This is a genomic window from Nonomuraea sp. NBC_00507 (assembly GCF_036013525.1).
Taxonomy (GTDB): domain Bacteria; phylum Actinomycetota; class Actinomycetes; order Streptosporangiales; family Streptosporangiaceae; genus Nonomuraea.
Map to the genome: position 1 here is coordinate 7,512,659 of NZ_CP107853.1, position 26,737 is coordinate 7,539,395.

General features: G+C 68.7%; 29 protein-coding genes. 25 read left to right on the forward strand and 4 right to left on the reverse strand.

Features of this window, described 5'->3' with window-relative positions:
• The gene (locus OHA25_RS35995) at positions 1 to 1,212 is read left to right on the forward strand and encodes a cytochrome P450 (RefSeq protein WP_327581370.1); all 1,212 of its coding nucleotides are present in this window, start codon (positions 1 to 3) and stop codon (positions 1,210 to 1,212) included.
• 55 nt (positions 1,213 to 1,267) lie between these two features.
• Here the strand turns inward: OHA25_RS35995 and OHA25_RS36000 are convergent, their stop codons facing one another.
• The gene (locus OHA25_RS36000) at positions 1,268 to 2,029 is read right to left on the reverse strand and encodes a FadR/GntR family transcriptional regulator (RefSeq protein ID WP_327581371.1); all 762 of its coding nucleotides are present in this window, start codon (positions 2,027 to 2,029) and stop codon (positions 1,268 to 1,270) included.
• 137 nt (positions 2,030 to 2,166) lie between these two features.
• On the opposite strand from OHA25_RS36000, the gene OHA25_RS36005 reads away from it, so the two are divergent.
• The 7 genes from OHA25_RS36005 (at position 2,167) to OHA25_RS36035 (ending at position 8,768) form a co-directional block, all read left to right on the forward strand.
• Complete coding sequence (locus OHA25_RS36005; protein ID WP_327581372.1) at positions 2,167 to 3,459, forward strand: ABC transporter substrate-binding protein; 1,293 nt, start codon at positions 2,167 to 2,169, stop codon at positions 3,457 to 3,459.
• A 7-nt stretch (positions 3,460 to 3,466) separates the two neighbouring features.
• On the forward strand, positions 3,467 to 4,411 hold the full coding sequence (locus OHA25_RS36010; protein WP_327581373.1) for a carbohydrate ABC transporter permease: 945 nt from the start codon (positions 3,467 to 3,469) through the stop codon (positions 4,409 to 4,411).
• A complete protein-coding gene (locus OHA25_RS36015) occupies positions 4,408 to 5,223 on the forward strand; it encodes a carbohydrate ABC transporter permease (protein WP_327581374.1) in 816 nt (271 codons plus the stop codon). The genes OHA25_RS36010 and OHA25_RS36015 overlap by 4 nt, the downstream gene beginning before the upstream one ends.
• Positions 5,224 to 5,228: 5 nt before the next feature.
• Complete coding sequence (gene dgoD, locus OHA25_RS36020; protein WP_327581375.1) at positions 5,229 to 6,377, forward strand: galactonate dehydratase; 1,149 nt, start codon at positions 5,229 to 5,231, stop codon at positions 6,375 to 6,377.
• A gap of 54 nt (positions 6,378 to 6,431) precedes the next feature.
• The gene (gene manD, locus OHA25_RS36025) at positions 6,432 to 7,661 is read left to right on the forward strand and encodes a D-mannonate dehydratase ManD (RefSeq protein WP_327581376.1); all 1,230 of its coding nucleotides are present in this window, start codon (positions 6,432 to 6,434) and stop codon (positions 7,659 to 7,661) included.
• Positions 7,651 to 8,193, forward strand: coding sequence for a gluconokinase (locus OHA25_RS36030; protein WP_327581377.1), 543 nt, complete (start codon positions 7,651 to 7,653; stop codon positions 8,191 to 8,193). The genes manD and OHA25_RS36030 overlap by 11 nt, the downstream gene beginning before the upstream one ends.
• Before the next feature lie 218 nt (positions 8,194 to 8,411).
• Positions 8,412 to 8,768, forward strand: a complete 357-nt coding sequence (locus tag OHA25_RS36035) for a hypothetical protein (RefSeq protein WP_327581378.1) — start codon at positions 8,412 to 8,414, stop codon at positions 8,766 to 8,768.
• A 109-nt stretch (positions 8,769 to 8,877) separates the two neighbouring features.
• Here OHA25_RS36035 and OHA25_RS36040 read toward each other — a convergent pair whose 3' ends face one another.
• Entirely contained in the window at positions 8,878 to 9,144 is a 267-nt protein-coding gene (locus tag OHA25_RS36040; RefSeq protein WP_327581379.1) for a dsRBD fold-containing protein, read from the reverse strand.
• A gap of 308 nt (positions 9,145 to 9,452) precedes the next feature.
• On the opposite strand from OHA25_RS36040, the gene OHA25_RS36045 reads away from it, so the two are divergent.
• Entirely contained in the window at positions 9,453 to 10,196 is a 744-nt protein-coding gene (locus OHA25_RS36045; protein WP_327581380.1) for an SDR family oxidoreductase, read from the forward strand.
• A gap of 385 nt (positions 10,197 to 10,581) precedes the next feature.
• Positions 10,582 to 11,508 (forward strand): substrate-binding domain-containing protein, encoded by a 927-nt coding sequence (locus tag OHA25_RS36050; protein ID WP_327581381.1) that lies wholly within the window; start codon positions 10,582 to 10,584, stop codon positions 11,506 to 11,508.
• A 60-nt stretch (positions 11,509 to 11,568) separates the two neighbouring features.
• On the opposite strand, the gene OHA25_RS36055 is transcribed toward OHA25_RS36050, so the two are convergent.
• The gene (locus tag OHA25_RS36055) at positions 11,569 to 12,498 is read right to left on the reverse strand and encodes an AraC family transcriptional regulator (protein WP_327581382.1); all 930 of its coding nucleotides are present in this window, start codon (positions 12,496 to 12,498) and stop codon (positions 11,569 to 11,571) included.
• A gap of 81 nt (positions 12,499 to 12,579) precedes the next feature.
• Between OHA25_RS36055 and OHA25_RS36060 the strand changes: the two genes are divergently transcribed.
• The 13 genes from OHA25_RS36060 to OHA25_RS36120 all read left to right on the forward strand — a co-directional run bounded on the left by OHA25_RS36060 (position 12,580) and on the right by OHA25_RS36120 (position 24,571).
• Complete coding sequence (locus OHA25_RS36060) at positions 12,580 to 13,290, forward strand: SDR family NAD(P)-dependent oxidoreductase (protein WP_327581383.1); 711 nt, start codon at positions 12,580 to 12,582, stop codon at positions 13,288 to 13,290.
• A gap of 188 nt (positions 13,291 to 13,478) precedes the next feature.
• Positions 13,479 to 13,904 (forward strand): hypothetical protein, encoded by a 426-nt coding sequence (locus OHA25_RS36065; RefSeq protein WP_327581384.1) that lies wholly within the window; start codon positions 13,479 to 13,481, stop codon positions 13,902 to 13,904.
• Positions 13,905 to 14,109: 205 nt separating this feature from the next.
• Positions 14,110 to 14,934, forward strand: a complete 825-nt coding sequence (locus OHA25_RS36070) for an ABC transporter ATP-binding protein (RefSeq protein ID WP_371825775.1) — start codon at positions 14,110 to 14,112, stop codon at positions 14,932 to 14,934.
• Positions 14,935 to 14,950: 16 nt separating this feature from the next.
• Positions 14,951 to 15,829, forward strand: coding sequence for an ABC transporter permease (locus OHA25_RS36075; RefSeq protein ID WP_327581385.1), 879 nt, complete (start codon positions 14,951 to 14,953; stop codon positions 15,827 to 15,829).
• Between the two features lie 128 nt (positions 15,830 to 15,957).
• Positions 15,958 to 17,085, forward strand: a complete 1,128-nt coding sequence (locus OHA25_RS36080) for an ABC transporter substrate-binding protein (RefSeq protein WP_327581386.1) — start codon at positions 15,958 to 15,960, stop codon at positions 17,083 to 17,085.
• Between the two features lie 29 nt (positions 17,086 to 17,114).
• Complete coding sequence (locus OHA25_RS36085) at positions 17,115 to 18,176, forward strand: LLM class flavin-dependent oxidoreductase (RefSeq protein ID WP_327581387.1); 1,062 nt, start codon at positions 17,115 to 17,117, stop codon at positions 18,174 to 18,176.
• Positions 18,176 to 18,859 carry a cysteine hydrolase family protein gene (locus OHA25_RS36090; RefSeq protein ID WP_327581388.1) on the forward strand — a complete coding sequence of 228 codons (684 nt, stop codon included), beginning with the start codon at positions 18,176 to 18,178 and terminating at the stop codon, positions 18,857 to 18,859. The genes OHA25_RS36085 and OHA25_RS36090 overlap by 1 nt, the downstream gene beginning before the upstream one ends.
• Complete coding sequence (locus OHA25_RS36095) at positions 18,856 to 20,190, forward strand: NtaA/DmoA family FMN-dependent monooxygenase (RefSeq protein WP_327581389.1); 1,335 nt, start codon at positions 18,856 to 18,858, stop codon at positions 20,188 to 20,190. The genes OHA25_RS36090 and OHA25_RS36095 overlap by 4 nt, the downstream gene beginning before the upstream one ends.
• Positions 20,187 to 22,085, forward strand: a complete 1,899-nt coding sequence (locus OHA25_RS36100; RefSeq protein ID WP_327581390.1) for an MDR family MFS transporter — start codon at positions 20,187 to 20,189, stop codon at positions 22,083 to 22,085. Before OHA25_RS36095 ends, OHA25_RS36100 begins: the two co-directional genes overlap by 4 nt.
• Positions 22,078 to 22,587, forward strand: coding sequence for an NADPH-dependent FMN reductase (locus tag OHA25_RS36105; protein ID WP_305916910.1), 510 nt, complete (start codon positions 22,078 to 22,080; stop codon positions 22,585 to 22,587). The genes OHA25_RS36100 and OHA25_RS36105 overlap by 8 nt, the downstream gene beginning before the upstream one ends.
• Positions 22,584 to 23,084, forward strand: a complete 501-nt coding sequence (locus tag OHA25_RS36110; protein ID WP_327581391.1) for a flavin reductase family protein — start codon at positions 22,584 to 22,586, stop codon at positions 23,082 to 23,084. Before OHA25_RS36105 ends, OHA25_RS36110 begins: the two co-directional genes overlap by 4 nt.
• Positions 23,085 to 23,104: 20 nt before the next feature.
• Positions 23,105 to 23,347 (forward strand): hypothetical protein, encoded by a 243-nt coding sequence (locus OHA25_RS36115; RefSeq protein ID WP_327581392.1) that lies wholly within the window; start codon positions 23,105 to 23,107, stop codon positions 23,345 to 23,347.
• A 39-nt stretch (positions 23,348 to 23,386) separates the two neighbouring features.
• A complete protein-coding gene (locus OHA25_RS36120) occupies positions 23,387 to 24,571 on the forward strand; it encodes an FAD-dependent monooxygenase (RefSeq protein ID WP_327581393.1) in 1,185 nt (394 codons plus the stop codon).
• Between the two features lie 534 nt (positions 24,572 to 25,105).
• Here OHA25_RS36120 and OHA25_RS36125 read toward each other — a convergent pair.
• Complete coding sequence (locus OHA25_RS36125; protein WP_327581394.1) at positions 25,106 to 25,237, reverse strand: hypothetical protein; 132 nt, start codon at positions 25,235 to 25,237, stop codon at positions 25,106 to 25,108.
• A 239-nt stretch (positions 25,238 to 25,476) separates the two neighbouring features.
• Here OHA25_RS36125 and OHA25_RS36130 point away from each other — a divergent pair, with 239 nt between their 5' ends.
• Together OHA25_RS36130 and OHA25_RS36135 are read left to right on the forward strand one after the other, a co-directional pair.
• Positions 25,477 to 25,710, forward strand: coding sequence for a CBS domain-containing protein (locus OHA25_RS36130; RefSeq protein WP_327581395.1), 234 nt, complete (start codon positions 25,477 to 25,479; stop codon positions 25,708 to 25,710).
• Between the two features lie 271 nt (positions 25,711 to 25,981).
• Complete coding sequence (locus tag OHA25_RS36135; protein WP_327581396.1) at positions 25,982 to 26,488, forward strand: hypothetical protein; 507 nt, start codon at positions 25,982 to 25,984, stop codon at positions 26,486 to 26,488.
• Positions 26,489 to 26,737 lie beyond the last annotated feature (249 nt).

Sequence of the window (26,737 nt, forward strand, 5' to 3'; positions counted from 1 at the left end):
ATGACCTCGCACAGCGTCTTCGAGCGGATCCTGGACCCGTCCGGCCGCGCGGACCCGTACCCGCTCTTCGGCGAGCTTCGCCACACCCCGGTGGCGCGGCAGGAGGACGGCACGTATGTCGTCAGCACGTACCGCGAGATCGTCGCGCTACTGCACGACCCGCGTGTCAGCTCCGACCGCCGCAATCTCCGCTCCGCGGCCGAGGCGCCGGACCTGACACTGTCGTTCATCGGGCTCGACCCGCCCGAACACGACCGGCTGCGCCGCCTGACCATGCGCCACTTCGGACCGCCGCACTCACCCGGCATGGTGGACGGGCTGCGCCCCGCCATGGTGTCCCTCACCACCGCGCTGATCGACGGTATCGCCGGCAAACGCCGGGCGGACGTCGTGGACGAGGTCGCCTACCCGCTGCCGGTCGCGGTGATCTGCCGGCTGCTCGGCGTACCGGTGGAGGACGAGCCGCGGTTCCACGCCTGGGCCGACCAGATCATCGAGACACTCGGCCCGGGGGAGGAGGACCGAGCCGAGAGGGAGCGGGAACGCCAGGCCGTGGCGCACGAGCTGAAAAGCTACCTCGCCGGACTCGCCGAGGACCGCCGGCGGCAGCCAGGAGAGGACCTGCTGTCGGGGTTCGTCACCTACCGCGGTCCCGAGGGCGGCATGACGCCGCAGGAGGTCGTCGCGACCGCGGTGCTGCTGCTGATCGCCGGCCACGAGACCACCATCAACCTCATCGCCAACGGCATGCTCACCTTGCTGCGCCACCCGGACCAGCTGGAACGCCTGCGCGCCGAGCCCGGCCTCATCGTCCCCGCCGTCGAGGAGCTGCTGCGCTACGAGCCGCCCGTGCAACTGGTGTCCTCGCGGGTCGCCCTCGACGACATCACGATCGACGGCACCACCATCCCGGCCGGATCGCCCATCGTCCTGGCGCTGGCCGCCGGCAGCCGCGACCCCGCCCACACGGCCGATCCCGACCGCTTCGACCTCTGCCGCGCCCGCAACGAGCATCTGGGCTTCGGCGGCGGCGTCCACTACTGCTTCGGGGCACCGCTGGCCCGGCTCGAGACCCAGATCGTGCTGGCCGAGCTCGTCCGCCGGCTACGCAATCCCCGGCTCGCCGCCGACCCGCCTCCGTACCGGCCGAGCCCCGTCCTGCGCGGGCCACGCCACCTGCTGATCGACTACGACGGCGTCGAACCTGCGTGAGCCGGGGCGTTCTCGTCTGACGGCGTGAGCGGTGGGTTGTTCTCGCCCGCGGCGGTCAGGCGCCGCCCGGCTCGGCGGTCTGCTCCCACATCGACTTCATCTCGGCGAACCCCTGCTCCATGATCCCCACCATGGCCTGCCGGGCCCGCTCGCCGTCGCGCCGCTGGATCGCCTGGGCCACATCGGTGTGCAGCTGCAACGCCTGCTCGTCCGGGTTGTGCGGCATCAGGTGGTAGTGGTGCCGGCCGGCGAGCACCTCGGCGACGATCTGGTGCAGTTTGGCGAACATCTCGTTGCCGGAGGCGAGCAGCACCCGCCGGTGGAAGTCGATGTCCAGGGTGAGGAAGCGCGCCTCGTCGCCGGCCTTACCGGCGGCCCACATCTTGGCCGCGAGCCCGACCAGCTCGCTCGCCTCGTCGTCGTCGATCCGCTCGGCGGCCAACCAGGCGGCGTACGGCTCGATCGCGGTCCGTAGCTCGGTGATCGAGCGCATCTGCGCCATCCGCCCCGCCGAGGCGAGCCGCCAGCGGATCACCTGCGGGTGGAAGACGCTCCACACCTCCGCGGGCTGGATCATGATCCCCACCCGGCGCCGGGTCTCGACGAGTCCCATGGATGCGAGCACCCGCAGCACCTCGCGGATCACCGAGCGGGAGACCTGATAGCGGTCGATCAGGTCGTCGATGCTCAGGACGGAACCCGCGGCCACGTCGCCGCTGCAGATGGCGGTGCCGAGGTGGTCGAGGACGCGTGCGTGCAGCCCAGCCTCGACGGGGGCCTGCTGCAAGGGTGCGACCCCGGGGGCGGACTGATTCACGCCACAGAGCATATCAGTGGAGACTCGACCCTTGAATAAGTCAGCTTTATTGTCCTAGCATCACCGCATTAAGCAGATGTTACGACAATGTGGCGCTCATCCGGGGGGCGGCGGCCATGACAGAAAGGAGACCTGACGTGCGACGTCGATCGATATTCGGTACGTCTCTGGCCGTGGTTGCCGCCATGAGCCTGTCCGCCTGCGGCGGTGGCGGCGACGGCGGCGGCGGCGCGTCCACGACGGTCCGGGTCACCCTGGCCAACCACGTGTGGACGGAGAACGTCAAGCAGGCCCTGCCCGCGTTCGAGAAGCAGACCGGGCTCAAGGTCGAGATCACCCAGCTCGGCGAGGACCAGCTCTCGGACCAGTACAACGTCAAGCTGAACGCCGGCTCGTCCGACATCGACGTGATGATGTACCGCCCCCTGCAGGAGGGCAGGCTCTTCGCCAAGAACACGTACCTGGACGACCTGTCGGATCAGGTGAAGTCCAACGCCACCTGGGACTTCAGTGACTTCCAGGCCGGCCCGGTGGAGGCCACCACGCACGAGGGCAAGCCGGTCGGTGTCCCGATCATCACCGAGCAGGAGGTCCTCTACTACCGCAAGGACCTGCTCGCCAAGGCCGGCCTGAGCGCCCCGCCCAAGACGCTCGACGAGCTGAAGGCCGCCGCCGCCAAGATCAAGGCAGCCGAGCCGGACATCGCCGGCTTCGTCGCCCGCACCGGCAAGTCGCCGGCCGTCACCCAGTTCTCCAGCTTCCTCTACAGCTTCGGCGGCGACTTCGTCGACGGCAGCGGCAAGGCCGCGGTCAACAGCGACGCGGCCAAGCAGGCGTTCGCCTACTACGGCGGGTTGATCAAGGACTCCGGCCCGGCGAACGTCAGCACCGACATGGGCTGGCCCGAGGCGATGGCCATCTTCACCCAGGGCAAGGCCGCCTTCTACACCGAGGCGAACTCCCTCTACAAGAACGCCACCGATCCGGCCAAGTCCAAGGTCTCCGACCAGGTCGGCTTCGCGCCGTTCCCGGCCGGCCCGTCCGGTTCGAAGCCGTACAACATCCCGTCGTGGGCGCTGGGCATCAACTCCAGCTCGGAGAACCAGGCCAACGCCTGGAAGTTCATCGAGTGGGCCACCAGCAAGGAGCAGACGCTCGCCCAGCAGAAGTCCGGCGTGCCGGGCGCCCGCAGCTCGGTCTGGGCCAATCCGGAGAGCACCTCGACCTTCCCGAAGGACCTGGTGGAGGCGATCGCGGCCAGCACCAAGGCCGGGGTGGGTCATGACCGGCCGCTGGTCGTGAAGGTCGCCGAGGCCCGCGAGATCGTCGGCCAGCCGATCGTCGACGCGATCACCGGCAAGGACGCCGCCGCGGCGGCCGACACGGCCAACGCCGCCTTCCAGAAGTTCCTGGACGACGAGGCCAAGTAGGCACCTCATGGCAACGATCACCACCACCAAGGCGCCGCACAGCGCCCCCACCGCCCCCGGGACGCCCGGCTGGGTGCGCTGGGTCAACGACCACCGCAAATGGCTCTTCGCCGCGCCCGCGATGACCTTCGTCGCCGCGCTGCTGGTGTTCCCTCTGGCCTGGACCGGCTACCTCAGCCTGACCGACGCCGAGGGATCCGTCCGCGCGGAGAGTGAGTTCGTGGGCGTCGAGAACTACCTCGATGTCCTGTCCGACACCGAACGGTTCTGGCCCGCCGTCGGACGGACCGTCACTTTCACCGGTGTCGCGCTGCTGTTCGAGGTGGTCCTCGGGATGGCGATCGCCCTGCTGCTCTGGCGGCCGTTCAAAGGGCAGAAGTGGGTCCGGGTCGCCATCCTGATGCCGCTCGTCGCCACCCCGGTCGCGGTCGGCATGATGTGGCGGCTCATCTTCGACCCGAACATCGGCCTGGCCAACCAGGCCCTCGGCTGGGTCGGCATCGGGCCGCAGCCGTGGCTCGCCGGCCAGCACACGGCCCTGCCCACCACGATCTTCATCGACGTGTGGCAGTGGACGCCGATGGTGGCGCTGATCCTGCTCGCCGGGCTCACCTCGCTGTCGGACGAGCCGCAGGAGGCGGCGCGCATCGACGGCGCCAGCACCTGGCAGCGTTTCCGGCACGTCACCCTGCCGCTGCTGATGCCCACGCTGACCGTGGCGATCCTGCTGCGCGGCATCGACGCGCTGAAGACCTTCGACATCCTCTACGCCACCAAGGGACGCGGTGGCGGTTCGTTCCACGAGGTCGAGACGCTGAACGTGTACGCCTACGGTCTCAGCTTCGACTACAACGACTACGGCGTCTCCTCCACCGTCCTCATCCTCTTCTTCCTGATCATCATCGGGGCGATGTGGGCCCTGACCGCCCGGCGCAAGGAGGCGCAGCGATGAAGCCCCGACCCGCGTACCGGGTGTTCCGGGTGGTGGCGCTCACCGTCGTGGTGCTCACCCTGCTCGCGCCGCTGCTCTGGATGATCGCCGCGTCGTTCAAGACCAACGTCGACATCTACGACCCGGGCAAGGCGCTGGCCTTCTCGCCCACGGTGGACAACTACGTCAAGGTGCTCCAGCAGGCGAACTACGTCGAGTTCATCGGCAACAGCCTCTGGGTGGCGTTCGCCGCCACCGTGGCGTCGCTGGTCCTCGGCCTGCCGGCCGCGTACTCGATGAGCCGGTTCACCATGAAGAAGTCCGCGCTGGTGGTCCTGATGGCCCGGGTCATCCCCGGTGTCTCGCTCCTGGTGCCCTGGTATTACGTCTTCTCCAACCTGAAGATGGTCGGGGGCTTCGGGGTGCTGATCATCAGCCACATGTTCGTCTCGCTGCCGCTGGTGGTCTACATCATGATGGGCTACTTCGACAGCCTGCCCGAGGAGTTGGAGGAGGCGGGGCTGGTCGACGGGCTGACCCACATCGGCGCGTTCCGCCGCATCATGCTGCCGCTGTCCGTGCCGGGCATCGCCACCGCCGGGATCCTGTCCTTCATCTTCTCCTGGAACAACTTCATGTTCGCGCTCGTGCTCTCCGACGCCGACACCAAGACCCTGCCCGTGGCGATCTTCGACTTCGTCGGTTACGCCAGCATCGACTGGGGCGGCCTGATGGCCGCGGCCACCGTGGTCACCGTACCGATCATGGTGATCGCCCTGTTCGTGCAGAAGTACGTGGTCTCCGGCCTCACCGCCGGCGCGACGAAGGGCTGAGCGGCATGACGACCATCGCGCGCATCGAGACCTTCCTGGTCGCTCCCCGCTGGCTCTTCGTCCGGGTGGAGACCGACTCCGGGATCGCCGGCTGGGGCGAGGCCACCTGCGAGGGGCGCTCCGAGACCGTCCGCGCCGCCATCGACCAGCTCGCGGAGCTGCTGATCGGCCGGGACGCGCTGCGGATCGAGGACCACTGGCAGGTGCTGACCAAGGGCTCGTTCTACCGGGGCGGCCCGATCCTGGCCAGTGCCGTGGCGGGGCTCGACCAGGCCCTGTGGGACATCGCCGGCAAGCATTTCGGCGCCCCGGTGCACCAGCTGCTCGGCGGTCCGGTCCGGGACCGGATCCGGGTGTACGGCTGGGTCGGCGGCGACGAGCCCGGCGAGGTCCGCGACCACGTCGCCGCCCAGGTCGAGGCCGGGCTCACCGCGGTGAAGATGAACGCCTCCGGCAGGATGAGCCCGCTCGCCTCGGTCGCCGAGCTGGACGGCGTGGTCGCCCGGGTGGCCGCGGCCCGTGAGGTGCTCGGCGAGGACCGCGACGTCGCCGTCGACTTCCACGGGCGGTTCACCCTGGCCAACGCCCGCCGGGTGGCGCCGCTGCTGGAGCCGTACCGGCCGCTGTTCCTGGAGGAGCCGGTCGTCCCGGAGAACTCCCACCTCATCGGCGAGTTCGTCCGCTCGACCACCATCCCGGTCTCGACGGGGGAGCGGCTCTACAGCCGGCAGGAGTTCCTGCCCGTCCTCCAAGCCGGCATCGCGGTCGCCCAGCCGGACCTCTCGCACGCCGGCGGCATCACCGAGGTACGCAAGATCGCCACGCTCGCCGAGGTGTACGACGTGCAGCTCGCCCCGCACTGCCCGCTCGGCCCGATCGCCCTCGCGGCCTGCCTGCAGGTCGGCTTCGCCACGCCGAACTACCTGATCCAGGAGCAGAGCATCGGCATCCACTACAACCGCGGCGCCGAGGTGCTCGACTACTGCCTCGACAAGACCCCGTTGACGTTCGTGGACGGACACGTCGAGCGGCTCACCGCCCCCGGCCTCGGCATCGAGGTCGACGAGCAGGCGGTCCGCGCCGCCGGCCAACGAGGACACGCCTGGCGCAGCCCCATCTGGCGGCACCGGGACGGCTCCTACGCTGAATGGTGACCATGACCCTCGAGCTGACCCTTCGCCCGCCCCACCTGTGAGAAAGGCACCTGCGTGAAGATCATCGCAGCGGACGTCGTCGTCACCAGTCCCGATCGCAACTTCGTCACCCTCAGAATCACGACGGACGAGGGGATCACCGGGCTCGGGGACGGCACCCTCAACGGGAGGGAGCTGGCGGTCGCTTCGTACCTGGCCGACCACATTGTTCCCCTGCTGATCGGGCGGGACCCGCATCGCATCGAGGACACCTGGCAGTTTCTCTACCGCTCGGCGTACTGGCGGCGAGGGCCCGTCACCATGGCGGCCATCGCGGCCGTGGACGTGGCGCTGTGGGACATCAAGGCCAAGGCCGCCGGGATGCCGCTTTACCAGCTGCTCGGCGGAGCCTCCAGGAACGGGATCATGGCGTACGGGCACGCCTCGGGCCGGGACCTGCCCGAGCTGTTCGACTCGATCCGCCGGCACCTGGAGATGGGCTACCGCTCGATCCGGGTGCAGACCTCCGTGCCGGGCATCAACGCCGTCTACGGCGTGGCCGCCCAGCCCAGCGTCGACGGCAAACGGTACGACTACGAGCCGGCCCAGCGCACCGCGCTGCCCGCCGAAGAGGACTGGGACACCCGCGCCTACCTGCGCCACCTGCCCGGCGTCTTCGAGGCGGTGCGCAACGAGTTCGGCCCCGAGCTGCCGCTGCTGCACGACGGGCACCATCGGATGACCCCCATCCAGGCCGCCAAGCTGGGCAAGGCCCTGGAGCCGTACGACCTGTTCTGGCTGGAGGACTGCACGCCGGCCGAGAACCAGGAGGCGCTGCGCCTGGTCCGGCAGCACACCACCACCCCGCTGGCCATCGGCGAGGTCTTCAACACCGTGTGGGACTACCAGACGCTGATCCGTGAGCAGCTCATCGACTACGTCCGGTCCGCCGTCACCCACACCGGCGGGATCACGGCCATGCGGAAGCTGCTCGACTACGCCGCCCAGTACCAGATCAAGTCCGGCATCCACGGTCCGACCGACATCTCACCGGTCGGCATGGCCGCCGCCCTGCACCTGGACCTGGCGATCCACAACTTCGGCATCCAGGAGTACATGCAGCACGGCCCGGCGACCAACGAGGTGTTCCGGCAGTCGTTCAGCTTCGCCGACGGCTACCTGCACCCCGGTGAGCTGCCGGGGCTCGGCGTGGAGCTCGATGAGGAGGCCGCGGCGCGCTTCCCGTACCAGCCGGCGTATCTGCCGTTCAACCGGCTCAAGGACGGCACCGTCCATGACTGGTGAGCACCCGCCCACCCGGCACATCGTGGTCATGGGCGTGTCGGGCGCGGGCAAGACCACCGTGGCGCGGGGGATCAGCGAGCTGACCGGGCTGCGGTTCGCCGAGGCGGACGAGTTCCACCCAGAGGAGAACGTGGCGCGGATGCGCGCCGGCATCCCGCTGGACGATGCCGACCGCTGGCCGTGGCTGCGTGACCTGGCCGCCTGGATGGCCGCCCGGCACGCCGAGGGCGTCTCCACGGTGCTGGCCTGCTCGGCGCTCAAGCGCTCCTACCGCGACGTGCTACGGCAGGGCCCGCCGGAGGTGGAGTTCGTCCACCTGGACGGCTCCGCGGAGGTGATCCGGGACCGGATGACCCGCCGCACCGGCCATTACATGTCGGCCGGCCTGCTCGACTCCCAGCGGGCGATCCTCGAGCACCTCGGCCCGGAGGAGTCCGGGATCGTGGTGGAGGTGGCGGTGTCGCCAGCCGAGCTGGTGGCGGCGATCGTCACCCGGCTGGGCCTGCCGGCCGCACCGGTCAGCTCCGGGTGAACCGGACCGCAGACGGTGACAAGTCACCTCCAAGCCGGTGCCGCCCACCGTCCGCCCCTTGCCCCCGCCTCCCGTGGCCGGGCTCCCGGGCGGATCGGCAAGGCGCTGATCGTGCTGATGTGGGCGGGCGCCTTCGTGGTACCCATCCCGCTGTCCGTGCCGTCCATCCGGCTGGCGGCGGGTGCCGTCGGCACGCCCGGCACGCTCACCGTGGACGCGTGCGTCAGCCTCGCCGGGGACGTTACGACTGCCAGGGCACGTTCGTGCCCGGCGACGGCGGCCCCGCGATCCCGGTCTCCGCCCCGCCCGACCTGGAGGCGGGCGACACCGTGGCGGCCCAGCTCACCCCTGAAGGCGACCGGGCGGCCGTGGCGGGGCCGCGCGGCGTGCTGACCGCGCTGATCCTGCCCTTCCTGTGCGCCGGCGCGATCGGCTTCCTGCCGTACGTCGTCCTGTACTGGAGCTCCCGCGCCACCCGCCGCCACTTGCGTGCGGCCGCGATCGGCGGCGGCGTCCTGACCGCCGCCGGCCTCGCCGGCGTCACCACCGGGCTGATCGCGATCTACTCGGTGTAAGGGCTTCCGCACTCAGCCGCTGGAAATGGACCTGCTGCAGGAACTCTCCGGGCACGGGACGGCCGCTGACCGGGGACCGGCGCCAGGGGTCCCGCAGGATCAGGCGGCCTCACCACGACCAGGTGGGCACGTGCGTGTCGACGAATCGTTCGATGTCGTGCCGGCTGATGACGGCGAGCTTCTGAGCCAGGTCGTCCAGCGCACGGGAGACGGCGAGTTCGTCGCCGATCTCCGCCATGGGCGGGTCGGCTGGGTGGCGCCGGGCTCGGCCGATTCCGGCCAGGTGGGCGCCGCCACCGGTGAGGGTCGCCCGCGCCGTGGTTTCCGCGCCTTCCTCCGTGATGTCGATCTCGACGGACCACCGCTTTGCTTCCATGAGGTCCTCCTGCGGCTGAGCGGAGTGCAGGCTTGAGGCGATCATCCAGGCAGGCGAGGCCGAGCATGGCCTGGACGAAGACTCCGGCTCTGGGGCCGGGGCCGAGGCCGCCCCAGCAGGAGCAACTTCCCGAGCAGGGCGACAGCGAACCTGGCCTGGGCGAGGGGTGTGTCGGCGGGTGCCTGAGAAATGGCAGTGACCCGTGGCGGTGACGTTGTGTCCGGCGCCCGGACGGCTTCGGCCTGTCGCTGGTCCAGATGTTCCGCCCTGGATAGCGTGCTGGATTACCGATCAAGGAGGAGGCCATCGTGCGTATCGCAGTCGCCGGTGCCACCGGGAACATCGGCTCGCTCACCGTCGCCGCGCTCGAAGAGGACGGGCACGACGTCGTGCGCATCAGCCGTTCCCACGGCGTGGACCTGTCGACCGGTGACGGTCTCGACGACGCCCTCACCGGTGTCGAGGCGGTCGTCGACGCCACGAACATGGCGGCGACCGAGCGGGCCGAGGCGGTGGCGTCCTTCGGCGCCGTGACCCGCAACCTGCTCGCCGCTGAGGAACGGCTCGGCGTCCGCCACCACGTGCTGCTGTCGATCGTGGGGCTTCATCGTGTCGAGGGCAACCCTCACTACGCGGGCAAGCGGGAGCAGGAGCGCCTCGTGGCCGCAGGGCCTGTGTCGTGGACGATCGTCCCTGCCACGCAGTTCCACGACTTCGCCGCGATGGTGGTGGGTTGGACCGAGCGGGAAGGGGTGGCCACCGTCCCGCCGCTGCTCGTGCAGCCGATCGCCCCCGCGGACGTGGCCGGGGTCCTCGCCGAGATCGCGACCGGCGAGCCGAAGGGGCGCTACGTGGACGTCGCCGGGCCAGAGCCGCAGGACCTCGTGGACATGGCCCGGCGCACGAACGAGGCCCGCGGTCGGAAGGTGAAGCTCGTGCCCACATGGTCGGGGCCGCTCGGCGTGGGGATGGCCGGCAACGTGCTGCTGCCCGGTGAGAACGCCCGCATCGCGCCGACCACGTTCGACGAGTGGCTCGCGGGCCAGCGATAGCGCCAGGACACATCGAGATCGTGCTCCCGGCGCGCTGTCGGGCAGCGTGTCCGAAACGTGAATTTCATCACATACACTGTGTCCGGCAGTTTCGCGGTGGTGACCGGATCGGGCCCGCCAGCGGCCTGGCCTCGAGGGACCAGGAGTCGGTCGGCCACGAGCCGGCGTGATCGCGACCCTCGTGATCGACACCGCGACCTGCCCGGTGGGAAGGACCCGGCGCTCGGCACGTTCGTCGGCGCGCCATCCTGACCGTCCTGCTCAACAGGCCTGAACCTGCTGCCGATCTCGGTGTTTCGGCAACGGGCCGTGCACGGTGGTGACCGCTCGCGGTCTTCCTCGACACCCCGACGGCGCAGGCCACGAACCGGTAAGAAGAAAGATCATGCGGGTTTTCGCGATTCTCATATTCGGCGGCGCGTTCGGTCTGGCCGCGTGTGGCTCGCCGGTCGCAGGCGACGTCTCGGGAGATCTCGCGATCGGAATGTCGGTGTCAACGCTGAGCAATCCCTATTTCGTCCAGTTCCGTGACGGAGCGGAGGCCGCGGCGCACCTTTCGGGGGTCAAGTTGACGGTCACCGACGCCGACAACGACAGCTCCCGGCAGGCTGACCAGGTCCGAAACTTCACCAAACAACGCGTCAAGGCGATCATCCTCAACCCGGTGGATTCCGACGCGATAGCCCCGGCGGTCAAGGCGGCCGGTCAGGCCGGCATCCCGGTGATCGCGGCCGACCGCAGCGTCAAGGGCTCCGAGGTGGCGCAAACCGTGACCTCCGACAATGTGGCCGGAGGCAAGCTGGGTGCGCAGGAACTGGCCAAACAGCTCAGCGGAAAGGGCAACGTGGTAGTGCTCCAAGGTGCGGTCGGTGCCTCAGCCTCCCGTGACCGCGACCGGGGTTTCACCGCCGGCATCGCGGCGTACCCGAAAATCAAGGTCATCGCCAGGCAGTCGGCCGACTTCAACAGGGCCAAGGGCCAGGACGTCATGACGAACCTGATTCAGCGTCACCCCGACATTACAGGGGTGTTCGCGAGCAACGACGAGATGGCGCTGGGCGCGATCCAGGCGCTGGGGAACAGAGCAGGGCGACAGGTCAAGGTAGTGGGCTTCGACGGAACGCCGGACGGGATCAAGGCGGTGCAGGCCGGCACGATGGCCGCCACGGTCGCCCAGCAGCCGAGGCTGATCGGCTCGCGAGCGGTTAAAAACGCCATCAAGGCTGCGAAGGGGCAGGCCATCCCGAAGTCGGTGGCGGTTCCCATCAAGCTGGCGACCAAGGACAACGCGGATGAGTTCTGGACTTTCTAAGGTGCACGGACGTGTTGTGCATTCAACCCTCGGCGAGCAGCCGGCATCGTTCCACCCGGGCTAGCACGAGCCTCGCCAAGCCGACGGCGTGTGGCCGCTGGCGCGTTTGAAGGCGACGCTGAACGCGAACGGGTCACTGTAACCGACCTGGTGGGCCACGGTGGCCACGGTCTGCTGGGTGTCGCGGAGCAGGTCGGCGGCGATGGTCATGCGCCAGTCGGTGAGGTAGCCCAGCGGCGGCTGCCCGACCAGGGCGGTGAAGCGCTGGGCGAAGGCGGCGCGGGACAGGCCGACCTTGGCGGCCAGGGAGGCGACCGTCCACCGGTGGGCGGGGTTGTCGTGCAGCAGGCGTAGCGCCTCGCCGATCGACGGGTCGGTCAGCGCCTGGTACCAGGCAGGCGGCGACGCCTCCGGCCCGGTGCACCAGGCCCGCAACGCGATCACGAGGAGCAGGTCCAGGACCCGGGCGAGGACGGCGTCTTGGCCCGGCTCGTCGCGGGCGGTTTCGGTGGCGAGGAGGTCGAGGGCTGCCTGGGTACGGGGGCCTGCGGGGACGACCGCCAGGGGCGGGATGAGGGCCAGCAGCCTGGAGGCCGAAGAGCCATGCAGGTCGTAGACGCCGCGGAGCATGACGGTGGCGCCAGCAAGGCCGTCGCCGTAGGTGCGGGGAGAAAGCGTGGGGTGGAGGTCGGCGGGGGCTCCGGTGGGGAGGTATTTGCGGCCGTCGCGGATCAAGAACTGAGGCGCGGTGCCGGGCTCGTCGGTGATCGTGTAGCCGCCGGGAGCCGTGATGAGGGCGATGTCACCCCCGGCGAGGCGGAGAGGGGTGGTGTCGCCAAGCCGGATCCAGGCGTGGCCGCCGAGGGTGGCGGTCACGGTGAGCGGTGGGGAGTCGGCGAAGGTCATGCCCCACGGTGGCCGCTGGATCAGCTGTCTGACCAGGGCGTTCTGAGCGCGGGCCCGGTGTAGGAGGTCCGTCAGCACGTCCACCTCTCAATCCTAGACGATCTCAAAGGTCATCAAGCTAATCACCCATGGATCGTCCAGACGATGTGCGGTTGGCTCGGTGCCATGACGAAATCCATCGCAGTGTTCGGAACCGGCCCGGGTGTCGGTCAGGCCATCGCCCGGCGATACGGGAAGGAGAGGTACGAGGTTGTCCTGGTCGCCCGGCGCCAGGGGCCGTTGGACGCATTGGCCCGGGAACTGGCCGCCGAGGGAATCACCGCCCACGCGGTCACCGGCGATCTGGACCAGGCCGACGCCGTCGCGGCGCTGGCTGAGCGGATCCGCGAGCGGGTCGGTGACCCCGCGGCCTTGTACTACGGCCCGGCGCCTGCCGACCTGGCGTTCGTGCCCGCCGCCGCGCTCACCCCGGAGGTGGTGCAAGACCGCTTGCCGATCACGTTGTACACGCTCATGGCGCTCGTCAGGGAGTTCCTGCCCGCCATGGTCGAGCGGGGTGATGGTGCCATCCTCACCGCTCAGGGGGCCGCTGCCGTGGAGGGTCGGCCGTACATGAGTGGATGGCCGCCGGTCCTGGCCGCGCAGCGCAACTACCTGCAGTCGCTCGCAGGCGAGGTCGCCGACCGGGGCGTCTACGTCGGGAGGCTCTACATCGGCGCCCGCATCCTGGGCACCCCGTTCGAGGCCGACTACCAGCGGCGCCTGGCCGAGGGCGAGCCCGTGTCCGACCTGCCCGCGGCCGACCCGGCCGAGCTGGCCGACATTCTCTGGGACATGCACTCCGCGCGAGAGCGGCAGGAAACCCTCATCGGGTAGCCAGGCGCATGCGATGTTGGCCCCGCCCGGCGAACTCCGCAAGATGATCCAGCACGTGCACGGCATCATGGGGCCACATCAGAGGCATCGTCGTGGGTCCCGAACCGCCTGGGAGATGGGGAGCGGTCTTCGTCACACGGCTCCGCGAGGCCTGGTTACGCATTGCGAGGCCTGGTTACACTTCCGGGGTGACCCTGGCCGAAGAAGAAGATCCCCAGGTCTGGCACCGGATTCGTCGCGATTCGACGGAACGGCGGATGCTGGAGGGCCTCAGCACGAGGTTTGACGTCCGGCTTCGTCCGCGGACGCTCGTGCTGCCGGACGGGAGCCGGGTGGAGGTCGAGGGAGTCGACGCGGATAACCGGTTCCTGGTACAGCTCGTCGCCAACCAGGGGACGTACAAGTCGCATCATCGCAACAAGGTCATGGCGGACATGTTCAAGCTGGTGTGGCTCAGCCGCTCGATCCTTCCCGGCGGCCGAGCCATCCTGTGCGTGAGCGAAGCAGTGTCCCAGGCATTTTCGGGCTGGGTCGCCACCGCCGCCCGGGACGTGGGCATCGAGGTGCTTCTGTTCCGGGATGACGGGGACATTGTGCCGCTGGTCGAGCGATGACCCCCACGGGAAGCCGTAACACCCTGGCAACAGAAGTGTCGAAGCCACGCAATGTGGCCTCCCTAGCGTCTTAGCTACTCGGATTTCCGCGGTGCAGATACGAACTCGCACCGCACGCTCTCCGGCGTTCGAAGTGGTGTGAGTGTGGGGAGAGCGTCATGGTTCCTGGTATGCCCTTTTGTCGTCCCGAGCGCCTGGTCGTCGCATGAGCGCGGCGGCGATCGAGGTGCGCGGCGCCCGCCGGGTCTACGGTTTCGGAGCTTCGGCGATGGTGGCGCTCGACGACGTGGGCCTGTCCATCGAGCCCGGCCGGTTCGTCAGTGTCATCGGCCCCAGTGGCTGTGGGAAATCCACGCTCCTCCGCTTGGTCGCCGGGCTGGAGCCGGCCGACCGGGGTGAGGTCAGCATCTACGGGGTCAGCCCGGAAGCAGCCTGCGCGGCGAAGATGGTGGGGCTCGTGCCGCAGACGCCGGCCCTTCTGCCATGGCTCTCGGTGTTGAAGAACGTCACGCTGCCCCAGAAGGTCAACCGGGCCGCGGGCCGGCGGCGGTCGGCCATCGGCCAGGCCGCGCATCGCGACACTCCAACGTGTCCCGACATGACAGAGCTTCTTCGCAAGGCGGGCCTCGCCGAAGCCGCGCACAAGCTGCCGGGCCAGCTCTCGGGTGGGATGCAGCAGCGGACCGCGATTGTCCGGGCTTTCGGTCTGCAGCCCGACGTTCTCCTGATGGACGAGCCCTTCTCGGCGCTCGACGAGTTCACCCGCGAGAGCCTGCAGGAGCAGCTGCTCGATCTTTGGGATGAACTGAAGACGACCGTGGTCTTCGTGACCCACTCGGTCAGCGAAGCGGTCCGGCTCTCCGACATGATCGTCGTCATGGCGCCGAAACCCGGCCGCATCACCGACGTCGTCACCGTCGATCTGCCCAGGCCACGAGGGCGTGACCTGCTCAAGACGCCAGAGTTCCACCGATTCGAGGATCTGATTCGAGAAAAGTTGCGTGGCGCCTGGCACACGCACGTCGCGTGACGGGAGGAGTTCCGACATGACTTCCCTTGACGATGTCGTCGCCACCTTGCCGGAAGCCGAGCGGCCTGTCGCAGAGCCCGCTTCCGAACCGTCTCGCTACAGCCTGCGCCATCCGAGATCGCGGATCGGTTTCGTGCGTCCGAAGATCTGGCTCCCGCTCACTGTCATGGTGTGCGTGCTCGGCGTCTTGTGGGAGTGGGGCGCCCGCTCGATGCCGTATCTCCTGCCGGAACTTTCCTCGGTCGGAGAAGCGCTGGCCGAGGAGCCGGACTACTACCTCCGCAACGCCTGGGTCACCCTTCAGGAGGCGCTTCTGGGGCTTACCCTGGGATTCGTCACGGCGTTCGTCCTGGCGATCGTGATCAGCGAGCTTGCGTGGGCGCGGCGGGCGATCATGCCGGTCGCGGTCGTCCTCAACGTGACACCTCTGGTCGCCATCGCGCCGGTTCTCGTGGTGGCCTTCGGATTCGGGCCCGAGCCCAAACTGATCGTCACCGGCCTGATCTGCTTCTTTCCGATCCTCATCAACACCTCCGTCGGGCTACGGGCCGTGCCGCTCTCGGTCGTGCAGGTCTACCGCACGCTCAACGCGTCGCGGCTGGAAATGTTGTGGCGTGTCCGGGTGCCGAGCTCGCTGCCGTACCTGTTCGCCGCGCTGCGCATCGTCTTCCCCCTGTCCATCGTGGGTGCCGTGGTCGCCGAGTTTTCCGCCCCCGGCGCGGCGGAAGGGCTCGGCACTGCGATCAGTGTGGCCTCGACCATGAATCGGCTTCCCGTCGTGTACGCGTCGATCGCGGTCCTGGCCCTGATGGGTTCGGCGCTGCTCCTCGTCGTCACGATCGCCGAACGCAGGGCCCTGCACTGGCACGAGAGCACTCAGGGCGCCGCCGGCTGACGTCCCCGGCCGCGACCGAGCGGCCTCGTGGACGTCTGCTCCACCTCTTCCCGGCGCCACGGAGCCGGGCGAAACCTCACCCTTTACCCGTCATGCGCTGCGCGCTTGGCACATGCGAGGAGTCATTCATGGAGAAACGCTTGCTGCGTGCCCTTGTGGCCGCCGCCTCTGTCATTATCGCCGCTTCCGGGCTCACCGGGTGCTCCGGTGACACAAGCAGCGCCGACGGCGCGCCGGTCGGAGCCACCAGCAGCGCCCAGGGCACATCGGGCGGAACCGCCATTTCCGCCGCACGCTGCGCCCAGAACAAGGCGGCCGGCAAGATCACCTACTTGACTGGCTACTTCTACCAGGCTTCGGCGTCCATTCTGGAGTACCTCGCCGCGGACAAGCTGGGCTATTTCGACGCCCTGTGCCTCGACGTCGACATCAAGCCCGGGACCGGCAACACCAGTCAGAACGCCAAGCTCCTGGCCAGCGGGCAGGTCACCATCAGCCCGGTCAGCCAGCAGGACGTGATCCAGGCCCGCGACAACGGGATCAGCATCCTCGGCATCTCCGCTTATTCGAATGCCGGCCTCGAAGTGCTGATGACGATGCCGACCATCACCGATCTCAAGCAGCTCAACGGCACCACCCTGGGACAGAAGGGCAGCCTGTCGGTCGGGATCAGTGCCATGCTGACCCAGGCGGGCGCGGACGTGCCCTCCATCAAGCAGGTCGTCGTCGGCTACGACCCGTCCGTTCTGCCTCGTGGCCAGGTCCAGTCCCTGACGGGGTTCATCTCCAACGAGCCGAACCTGCTCGCGGCTGCCGGCAAGCAGGTGAAGGTGTGGCGGCCCTACGACTACCACGTTCCCGGCTCGCTCGGCGGTATGGCGGCCAACCCGGCCTTCGCCGCCGAGCACCGGACGGCCGTCGAGGATTTCCTGCGGGCCGGCCTGCACGCCTACGACTACTGCTCCACCAGGGGTGAGGAATGCGTCGGGTACGCAGCCGACCTGTCCGACGGAGGATACGACAAGGCGCAGAACCTGAAGATCTGGCAGACCGAGGTCGCGCTGGTGCAGCAGACCAAATCGCCGGATGCCCCACTCGGCCTCATCGACATGGACAACATCACCGCACTGGCCGAGCTGCTGGCCAAGCATTCCATGCTGAAGAAGACGAGCCCCGCCGACGCCAAGTCCTTCTTCGACTCCTCGTACCTTACGGCCCTCTACCAGTCGGGTCAGCTGGCGTGGCCGGCTCCCTGACCTCAACGCGCATATCGGAAGGCGGCATCGTGTCCCCGAAAGAATACGGAATCTTCCTCCCCATCGGCAGCGGAGGCTGGATGCTCTCCACCACCGCGCCGCATCCCGAAGCCACTTACGCGTACAACAAACGTGCGGCGCTGCATGCCGAAGCCATCGGTCTGGATTTCATCATGTCCATGGCGAAGTGGCGCGGCTTCGGCGGCACCACCGACCATTGGGGCGAAACCCTGGAGTCGATGACGATGATGTCGGCCCTGGCCGAGGCGACTGAGCGCGTGAAGATCTGGGCGACCATGCACGCGAACATCCACAACCCCGCGATCGCGGCCAAGATGTTCACCACGCTGCAGCAAATTTCCCAGGGCCGCGCCGGGATGAACATCGTCAACGGGGCGTACGCGGCGGAGTTCGAGCAGTTCGGTCTCTGGGACGCCGACCTGTCCCACGCCGAGCGTTACCGGATGACCACTGAGTGGACGCAGGCGGTGACGCGGTTGTGGTCGGAGCACGCGGTCACCATGAAGAGCGACTTCTTCACGTTGAACGACTGCGAATCCCGCCCTCATCCCGAAACCCGGCCGACTCTTATCAGCGCCGGTCGTTCGGCGGGCGCGAGGGAGTTTCAGGCCGCCTACGCGGACGGGGCCTTCCTTGGAGCCGACAGCCTCGAGGAAATGCGGGACCTTTCCCGGGACGTCCATGAAAAGGCCGCGAAGCTGGGCCGTACGGTCAAGACGTACTCGATGCTCACCGTGGTCCAGGACGAGACGGACGCCGCCGCCGAGGAAAAGGTTCGCCGGTGGGGCGAGGGCGTGGACCGCGAAGCGCTGGCCGCCATGCGTGCCTCCTGGGGCATAGCGGAGCACCAGGCGCGTGCCTGGGCGAAGGGAGCCACCGGTGAGGCGGCCTTCCAGACCCCGTACGTGAGCGGATCCACCGAAACCATCGTCGAGCACATCGCGACGGTCGTGCGGGAAGGTGAGTTGGACGGGTTGATGCTGATCTTCCCGGAGTACGACGAGGACATGCTGCTCTTCGGCGAGACCGTGCTTCCCGCCCTGCGGGCGATGGACGAGGCATCCGCCTGATGGAAAGCCTCCGCCCCCAGCACCTGTCCTTTCTGTCCTCGCCCGGCCACCGACCGGCGCTGCTCGTCGTCGACGTGCAGCGTTCCTTCGGCGATCCCGCGTTCCTGACCCCCTACGGCCTGGACGAGCACGCTTCCGCACTCGTCGAGGCCGCCATCACCGAAACGTCGCGACTGGTCGAAGCCGCCCGCGAGGCTGGGGTGCCTGTCGTGTGGATCGAACTGGCGAGCGACCCGGAGAACCCGTGGCGGTCCAGCGCATGGTTCCGCGGCGGTGACCTCGATGCGCCACCCGGTCCCGACGAACCCTGCGTCATCGGCACGCGCGGCGCCGAGTGGTACCGGGTGGCGCCGGCCGAAGGGGAGCCGCGCGTGGCCAAGCGCCACTACAGCGGTTTCCTCGGCACCGACCTCGAGACCCGTCTGCGGGCCGAGGGAATCGACTGGGTCGCGGTCGCCGGCCTGACGACCGAATGCTGTGTCACCGCCACCGCCACGGACGCCTTCCAGCTCGGCTGGCCGGTCGTCGTTCCCGTCGACGCGGTGGCGGCCTATGACACGCGCCTCCACAACAACGCCCTCGAGCAACTCGCGCTCAACGTTGCCGTGCTGTCCACAGCGGCCGACCTCGCCGCCCTGTGGAAGGACCGGGAGGCGGCGAACGACCTGGAGATCCTCCGATGAGCGGCATTCACATCGCCTTCGACCTGTCCTTCACCCACACCGAGGGCCGCTGGGCGTCCGCGGGTTCATGGGTGGGGCGCGACTTCCCTGACGTACGCATGTTCATGGAATTGGCGCAAACCGCCGAGCGTGCCGGCGTCGACATGCTGTTCTTCGGGGACGGCAGTGGCATCCCGGACACCTGGCGCGGCTCGATCGAGCCGGCCGTGGAATGGGGAATCCAGTGGCCGAGACACGACATGGCCCCGGTCATCGCGGCCATGTCCACGGTCACCTCGTCGATCGGCTTCGGCCTCACCTACTCCTCGACGTTCATGCACCCCTTCTACGTGGCGCGCCTGCTGAACTCGCTCGACCACGTGACGGGTGGCCGCATGGCGTTCAATGTGGTCACCTCCACCCGCAGCGCCGATGCCGCCAACTATGGCTACGACGAGCTTCTCGAGCATGACGTGCGCTACGCACGCATGGAGGAGTTCGTCGACGTCTGCCAGGCGTTGTGGGATTCGGTCGCGCCGGGCGCCATCGTCCGCGACCGGGACTCCGGCCGGTATGCCGATCCCGCGAAGGTCTCACCGATCCATCACCGTGGCCGGTTCTTCACCGTCAAGGGACCGCTGCCCGCCGTACCAAGCCCGCAGATTCGCCCGGTGCTGGTGCAGGCGGGAAACTCGCCCCGCGGTATCGCGGCATCGGCCCGGTTCGCCGACGTGGTCTTCGGTTTCGGCGCGAACCTCACCGGCCAGCTGCGGCACCGGCGGATGCTCGACGAGGCGCTGGTCGCCGAAGGGCGCAAGCCGGAAAGCGTCGGCATTCTCTGGGCGACACAGGTGATCGTCGGGCGAACGGAGGACGAGGCCCGCACCCGGCGCGCGGAAGTGCTGGACTTCTGGGACGAGGAGGCGGTCGGCGCGTACCTCTCCCACAACATGGGATATGACCTGTCCACGCTTCCGTCGAAATTCCTGCTCGGTGACCTCCGCGACCAGCTCCACGCCGCGCAGGCCAGCCAGGCGGGGCTCGTGTCCCGGCTGGTGGGGGAGTACGGGGACGGCTACCGCATGGGCCGGGCAGAGTTCTTCGAGCACGGCTGGAAGAGCGCCACCGGTATCGACCACACGATCACCGGAAGCCCGGGCGCGGTCGCCGACGCGCTGCAGGAGAACTTCGCCGCGACCGGCTCCCGCGGCGGTTACATGCTGTCCAGCCCGCTGGGCATGCCTTCGGGGCTCAACGACGTCGCCGAGCTGCTCGTCCCGGAGCTCCGTCGCCGTGGCGCACTCGCCCCCCGGTACGCCGGCCGCACGCTCCGCGAGAACCTCGCCCCATGACCCGGTCCGCCCGCTCGGAACCCATCGAGCCCACCATCCGGCAGGCGGTGCCGGCCCAGGCTCCGATGCGCCGCCACTGGCCGGCCCTCGCCGCCCTCTGCGCCGGATTCTTCCTGCTGCTCGTGGACAGCACGATCATCTCGGTGGCGCTGCCGGCGCTCATGAAGGATCTCGGGGCCGGTGAGCAGGCCGGAATCTGGGTCAACAGCGCCTACCTCTTCGCCTATGCCATCCCGCTCCTGGTCGCAGGCCGGCTCGGCGACCGGTTCGGGGCGCGCGGCATCTACCTTCTCGGGCTGGGGCTCTTCACAGCCGCCTCGCTGTTGTGCGCGCTTTCCCCGACCACCGGGATCCTCATCCTGTGGCGCGTCCTGCAAGGGCTGGGAGCAGCGCTCATGACGCCGCAAAGCATGACGATCATACGAAGGATCTTCACCTTTCCGGCACTCGCGACGGCGCTGGGGATCTGGGCGTCGGTCGGGGGAACCGCCGCGGTCAGCGGGCCGCTCCTGGGCGGCGTCCTGGTGGGGACGTGGGGCTGGCAGTCGATATTCCTGGTCAACGTGCCCATCGGGATCGCGGCCTGGATTGCGGCCTGGCGCTGGGTTCCGCGTTCCACCCGCCTGCCCGTCTCGATACCGCTCGCGTCCGTGCTGATCAGCGGCGCCGGGGCCTTCGCCATCGTCGCGGGAATCCACGAGGGTGCGGCCTCGCCGGGCGGCGTCGTGCTGGGGCTCATGCCGGCGTGGCTCCTTCTGTGCGTCGGCGCGGTGCTCGTCGGTGGCGTGGTGTACGCCCAGCGTGGCAGGCCGGACATCGCGTTGCTGCCGGTCGTGCTCTTCCGCGACCGCCGATTCGTGATGGCCGCGGCCGGCAGCGCCGCGGCGTCCTTCACCGTCGGCGCGGCCATGATCCCCGTCATGATCTACCTCCAGGAAGACCGGGGACTCGATCCCATCGAGGCGGCCCTCACACTCGTCCCGATGGGCGTCGTCGCGGCGATCGCCGCACCGTTCGCCGGCCGCTCGGTGAACGCGCGGGGAAGCCGTTTCACCGCGATCGTCGGCTCGGTCTCCCTGACCGTTTCGATGGCGGCCTCCGCCGTGCTCGTGCTGGCGGAATCGAACCAATGGACGCTCTCCGGTGCTTTCGTGCTCTACGGTTTTGCCAACTCCTTCATCTGGGCACCGCTCTCGGTCGCCGCGCTGACGGGGATACCGGACAGGCTCATGGGTGCTGCCGCGGGTGCCTACAACGCGGTGAAACAGGCAGGTGGGGTCCTCGGAAGTGCCGCGACCGCCGCGCTGCTCGCCGCCGCCTCCGAAGGCACGGCCCTTGCGGTGCTCGCCGTATCCGCGGCGCTGTGCGTCATGGCGGCCGTGATGCTCGGACCTGCGGTGGGCTCATCAGATCCCGGCCATCCGGGGAGAAAGGGCCATGATGTGCTGGAATCGAACTCCGGCAGCTTCCTTGGCTACGCCACCGGCCCTGTCGTCCACGGCGAGGGGAGGGGGAAGAAACTGGGCTTCCCCACGGCGAACATCGACGTCGACCCGGCCACCAGACTTCCAGGGGACGGGGTATACGCGGGACGGTTGACGATCCTCCAGCGTGCCGACCCGGATGACGCCAGGCCTTCGCCCGAGTCGCTTGCGGCGCTCGTCTCGATCGGGCCGAACGCCACGTTCAACGCCACGACGCGGACGATCGAGGCGTACATCCTCGACTTCTATGAGGACATCTACGGGTGCCGGGCCGAAATCTCAGTCGAATGGTTCATCCGTCCCCAGATCACCTTCGAGACCGTCGACGACCTCATCGCCCAGATGAACCAGGACGAGGTGCGTGGGCGGGAGTACTTCCAGTGCAAGAGAGACGAGGTGACCGATGAGTGACGACCGGATCGTGGCCCTGATCGGCAATCCGAAGCCGGCTTCCCGTACGAGGGACGCGGCGGAGAGGCTGGCACGGGGGCTAGGCGAGGAGATAAGTGTCATCGAACTCTCGCAGTTCGGTGCGGCCCTGCTGGACTGGACGAACGCCGAGGTGCAGGCGGCGGTCGACACGGTGGCCAAGGCCGACCTGCTCATCGTGGCCTCCCCCACGTTCAAGGCGACGTACACGGGCCTGCTCAAGCTCTTCCTCGAGCGGTTCCCCGGCCAGAACGGGCTGGCCGGCGTCGTCGGGGTTCCTGTGATGCTCGGTGCGGCGCCCATGCACGCGATGGCACCGGAGACGCACCTCAAACCGCTCCTCGTCGAGCTGGGTGCGAGCTGCCCGGCTCCGTCCCTCTATCTGATCGACAGCACCTACGGGACCGACGGTTCCCTGGAATCCTGGTTGAAGTCGTGGCGAGCGGTCGTCCTTCGTGGCGTCGGCGGGAGGGAGCGGTCATGATCAGACCCTACGTCGGCGATGTCCAGGCTCTCCGCAAGGTGTTCTCGGGATTCCCCTCCGGCGTCGCGGCGCTCGCAGCAATCGTCGACGGCGACCCGGCCGTTCTCGTGGTCTCGTCGTTCAGCGTGGGAGTGTCCCAGGATCCCCCACTTGTGCTCTGTGCGGTCCAGCGATCTTCGACGACCTGGCCTCTGCTCGCGAAGGCCACGGCCATTGGCGTATCCGTGCTCGGCGAGGGCCATACGGAGAAGGCCCGCCAGCTCGCGTCCCGGGAGAAGGACACCCGGCTCGATGGAATCGACACCCTGGTCTCCTGTTCCGGGTCGGTCTTCCTGCACGGCGCGGCGATCTGGCTGGAATGCTCGATCGACGCCGCGCACGACGCCGGCGATCACGAGATCATCGTCCTGCGCGTGCTGGGATTCCGGGACGATTTCCCACACCGGCCCCTGGTCTGGCATCGCTCGGCGTTCATGACACTGACGTCCAGCGCCTGAACGGTCAGGCCTCAGTGGTCATGAGCGACGACAAGCCCGAGTTCGGTGCCGCCGTGCTGATCAACGACAGCGTCGGTACCTTCGGGCCGCGCGCTTGCGGCGGGCGGGGCCGGCATTCCTGCGCGACACCGGTCTCCGCCCGCCGGTTTGAAGCAGCGTTCCTCTCGGCTGGACTTGCCGCCACCGCCGTCCTGGGAGCCTTCCGTATCCATCGGATGCAGGCATGGCGTTATCGGCGCTACCACACCTGTCTGCTACCTTAGGTAATGGATTGATTGCAATGCGTGTCATGGGGAGCTGGTGTGAAGGTTGACTGCGTCGGCGGCGGCCCCGCCAGCCTGTATTTCGCGGTCCTGATGAAACGAGCGGACCCGTCCCACGACATCACCGTCTACGAGCGATACCCGGAAGGCTCCACGTACGGCTGGGGAGTGACCTACTGGGACGATCTCTACAACAATCTCCACTCCGCCGACCCCGAGTCCGCCCGTGCCATCGGCGACGACTCGGTCCGCTGGGACACCTGGGTGGCGCGCGTGCACGGCTACCGCCCGCCGTGCCTGGTGGAGAGCCGGGACGTGGGCTTCGGGATCAGCCGGAGTCGGCTGCTCGCCATCCTCACCGGCCGCGCCCGCTCCCTCGGCGTCCGCATCGAGTACGAACGAGAGGTCACCAGCGAGGAGGAACTGACCGGCGCCGACCTGATGGTCGCCGGCGACGGCATCAACAGCGCGCTGCGCCAGCGCCACGCCGGCCACTTCGGCACGGACGTCACGGTCGGCCGCAACCTCTACCTCTGGCTCGGCACCACCAAGGTGTTCGACTCCTTCACCTTCGCCTTCGTCGAAACCCCGCACGGCTGGATCTGGTGTTACGGCTACCGATACAGCAATGAGCGCAGCACCTGCATCCTCGAGTGCTCACCCGAGACCTGGGCGGGGCTCGGGTTCGACCAGGCGAACGAGGCCGACAGCCTGGCCCTCCTGGAAAAGCTCTTCGCCGACATCCTGGACGGCCACCCGCTGATCGGCCAGGACAACGCCGGCGAGAGCGCCCGCTGGCTGAACTTCCGTACGCTGACCAACGAGAGGTGGCACCACGGCAACCTCGTCCTGATCGGGGACGCCGCGCACACCACCCACTACTCCGTCGGCGCGGGCACCGCACTCGCGTTCGGGGACGCCGCCTTCCTCGTCTACGCGCTGCATGCCAAGCCGCAACTCGAGCCCGCACTCGAGTTCTACGAGCGGGAGCGCCAGGCCGAGATCCGGCCCATGCAGAAAGCGGCCCGCCACAGCGCCCGCTGGTACGAGAGCCTCCCACGCTACGCCAACCTCCCATCGGAACAACTGCTCGCCCTGCTCGCCCAGCGGCACTCGGCGCTACTCCCGTACGTGCCGCCCCGGCTGTACTGCCGGTTCGACCAGGCGCTCAACCACGCCGCGTGGCTCTGGTCGAAGATCGCATCCCGTGGAACGCCCGGATGAGCCGATCACGCGGATCTGGGCAGCGACTGGCGGCCGCGGTGGTACGACGGATTGGCGATGACGCCCTCCTGAGCCGGGCGCCGTGCCTCCCTGCACTGCGGCGCGTCGCACGTCGCGGTCACGTACGCCCCATCGCGGTTCTGCTCAACCACGCAGGGCCGGGCACGACACCAGCTGCAGGCGGGCGCCTGCTCGACCTGGAGCGGCAGTAGGAAATCGACGAGCGGAGGTCAGCGATACGAGCCGTGCGCCTGGGGGCGGCCGGTGGTGTGCCGGGCCTGTGGCGGGCCCGGCCATCAGCATGTGCGGCAGTCAGACGATGACGCGGCCGCTGCCACCGTCCCCATCGGCGTCCATGACCTGCAGGGCGTAGTCGGGGTCGGCGCCGAAGTGCTCGCTGATCGCGTCAGCGACCTACCGGGACGATCTCGTCAGCGATCTCGGTAACGGCGGCGTTCATGCCGGTCTCCCTACTGCTTTGGACAAGAGGCCCCGTGACCGTGGCGGACCGCGAGGCCGATTGCGGTTCCGCTATCAGCGTGCGCGGGTGGCGAGCATCGAGTCACACATCGAATCCCAGGTGTGCCTGGTGTGCTCGATGGCCGCGGCCGCCATGACGCGTCCCCATCCCTGCGTGTGCAGGACCTTGATCAGGGCCTCATACACGTCGCCGGCGGCTGTTGTCGCCTGACAGTCTTTACTGTCTGGGGGAGAGCGTGGGCGCAGCTTAGCGTTCTGGAGGGTTGGGATACCTGCTCTAGGTCGCAAAATCGACGGCGGGTGTGCCGTCGTGTCTGCGGGCGGGGAAGGGGCGAACGGGAGGCATCCAGGGCGTCGCCGCACGCCGGCCAGCTGGGCGCTGCGCCGGCCTCTCGTTGACCAGTGCTGTGGCGAAGGAAGCCGCTATGACGCGCCGCGTTCTGGACGTGATGAGCAGGGATGTCGTGATGGTGAGCGTTGATTCCTCACTGGTGGCCGCGGCTCGGCAGATGCTCGAGTACGACCTCGGGGACATGTTCGTCATGGAGGACGGGCGGTTGTTCGGGGTGCTGACCGACCGGGACATCCGGTACGGGCGATCGCGCGCGGCCTGTCGCCTGTGCTGGTCTGGGCGGGTGACATTTGCAGGAGGAAGCTGATGACGGTCTCTCCGGACGATGGGGAGTGGTACGTCGTGGAGCTGATGTGCCTGCATGCGGTGCGCCGGCTGCCGGTGCTCGACCATGCGGCTCCACCGAACACATGAGGTCCCAGCAGCATTCGCGCGCGGCGAGCCGGCCGCGTCGGTCCGCGAGCCCGTGCGGGCGACACGCGCGGGTCTGGCCTGTACCGGCTGAGCCTTCGCCAAGCGCGGCGGCGGTTGGTCGCTTGAGCGGCCATGCCGTACCAGACGAAAGAAGGGGATGGCCGATGAAGTTCGCCAACAGAGTCAAGAAGATCGTGAAGTCCAAGCCGTTCTGCGCCGCGGCAGGCGCCGGCGGCTACGCCGTCGACCGGCTGCTCAGGATGGGAACCCGCGACGTTACGCGCACCGCTCGCGCCCTGCCGGGCAGGACGGCCGAGACGATCACTCACGAGCTGCCCGCCAAGGCCCGCGGCTATGCCGACACCGCCGCAGCGAGGGCGGCCAAGGTCTACGACGACCTCGCCATCCGGGGGCGTCAGATCGTCAGCAGCGCCAGCGGCCGTGCCGCGCACGAGTTCGAGGACGTCTCCCAGGCGGCAAAGCCCAGGGCTGGCCGCGCCAACGTCCGTGGCCGCAGGCCGGAACCGGTCGTGACCCCGTCGCGGGCCGGCGCTCGGGTGCGCAGGAAGCAGGAATCGGTGGTGCAGCCGTCTCCTGCCGGAGCCCAGAAGCAGGGCGCCGCACAGGCTGGCACATCGCGTGCACGAGGCAAGTCGACACGCAGGGCCTGATCATCGAGCCTTCCGCCAGCCGGCTGGCCCGCCGCTGAGTGCGTCGTGCCGGACGGTCAGGGTCGGCAGCCGGGTCCGTGCAGCACCGGCGGCAGCCCGACCGGACGTCTCCACTCGGGTCGCCCCGACGGCTGATCGGTCGTGGCCCGCTGCCGCTGTGGGACGAGGTGGCGGGGGCTTGATCGTTTGGTGCTCCAGCCGCCGACTGGAGCGGACGCGGCATTACAGACCTAGTGTCCGCTCGGTTCA

What these genes read in the sequence shown, in the direction of transcription:
- OHA25_RS36095 (WP_327581389.1), top strand. Translation starts at nt 18,856, where the DNA reads ATGAGCGGCATTCACATCGCCTTCGACCTGTCCTTCACCCACACCGAG.
- OHA25_RS36135 (WP_327581396.1), top strand. Translation starts at nt 25,982, where the DNA reads ATGAAGTTCGCCAACAGAGTCAAGAAGATCGTGAAGTCCAAGCCGTTC.
- OHA25_RS36040 (WP_327581379.1), bottom strand. Translation starts at nt 9,144, where the DNA reads ATGGAAGCAAAGCGGTGGTCCGTCGAGATCGACATCACGGAGGAAGGC.
- OHA25_RS36080 (WP_327581386.1), top strand. Translation starts at nt 15,958, where the DNA reads ATGGAGAAACGCTTGCTGCGTGCCCTTGTGGCCGCCGCCTCTGTCATT.
- OHA25_RS36115 (WP_327581392.1), top strand. Translation starts at nt 23,105, where the DNA reads ATGAGCGACGACAAGCCCGAGTTCGGTGCCGCCGTGCTGATCAACGAC.
- OHA25_RS35995 (WP_327581370.1), top strand. Translation starts at nt 1, where the DNA reads ATGACCTCGCACAGCGTCTTCGAGCGGATCCTGGACCCGTCCGGCCGC.
- OHA25_RS36070 (WP_371825775.1), top strand. Translation starts at nt 14,110, where the DNA reads ATGAGCGCGGCGGCGATCGAGGTGCGCGGCGCCCGCCGGGTCTACGGT.
- dgoD (WP_327581375.1), top strand. Translation starts at nt 5,229, where the DNA reads ATGACGACCATCGCGCGCATCGAGACCTTCCTGGTCGCTCCCCGCTGG.
- OHA25_RS36030 (WP_327581377.1), top strand. Translation starts at nt 7,651, where the DNA reads ATGACTGGTGAGCACCCGCCCACCCGGCACATCGTGGTCATGGGCGTG.
- OHA25_RS36050 (WP_327581381.1), top strand. Translation starts at nt 10,582, where the DNA reads ATGCGGGTTTTCGCGATTCTCATATTCGGCGGCGCGTTCGGTCTGGCC.
- OHA25_RS36110 (WP_327581391.1), top strand. Translation starts at nt 22,584, where the DNA reads ATGATCAGACCCTACGTCGGCGATGTCCAGGCTCTCCGCAAGGTGTTC.
- OHA25_RS36015 (WP_327581374.1), top strand. Translation starts at nt 4,408, where the DNA reads ATGAAGCCCCGACCCGCGTACCGGGTGTTCCGGGTGGTGGCGCTCACC.
- OHA25_RS36075 (WP_327581385.1), top strand. Translation starts at nt 14,951, where the DNA reads ATGACTTCCCTTGACGATGTCGTCGCCACCTTGCCGGAAGCCGAGCGG.
- OHA25_RS36090 (WP_327581388.1), top strand. Translation starts at nt 18,176, where the DNA reads ATGGAAAGCCTCCGCCCCCAGCACCTGTCCTTTCTGTCCTCGCCCGGC.
- OHA25_RS36060 (WP_327581383.1), top strand. Translation starts at nt 12,580, where the DNA reads ATGACGAAATCCATCGCAGTGTTCGGAACCGGCCCGGGTGTCGGTCAG.
- OHA25_RS36105 (WP_305916910.1), top strand. Translation starts at nt 22,078, where the DNA reads ATGAGTGACGACCGGATCGTGGCCCTGATCGGCAATCCGAAGCCGGCT.
- OHA25_RS36100 (WP_327581390.1), top strand. Translation starts at nt 20,187, where the DNA reads ATGACCCGGTCCGCCCGCTCGGAACCCATCGAGCCCACCATCCGGCAG.
- OHA25_RS36130 (WP_327581395.1), top strand. Translation starts at nt 25,477, where the DNA reads ATGACGCGCCGCGTTCTGGACGTGATGAGCAGGGATGTCGTGATGGTG.
- OHA25_RS36010 (WP_327581373.1), top strand. Translation starts at nt 3,467, where the DNA reads ATGGCAACGATCACCACCACCAAGGCGCCGCACAGCGCCCCCACCGCC.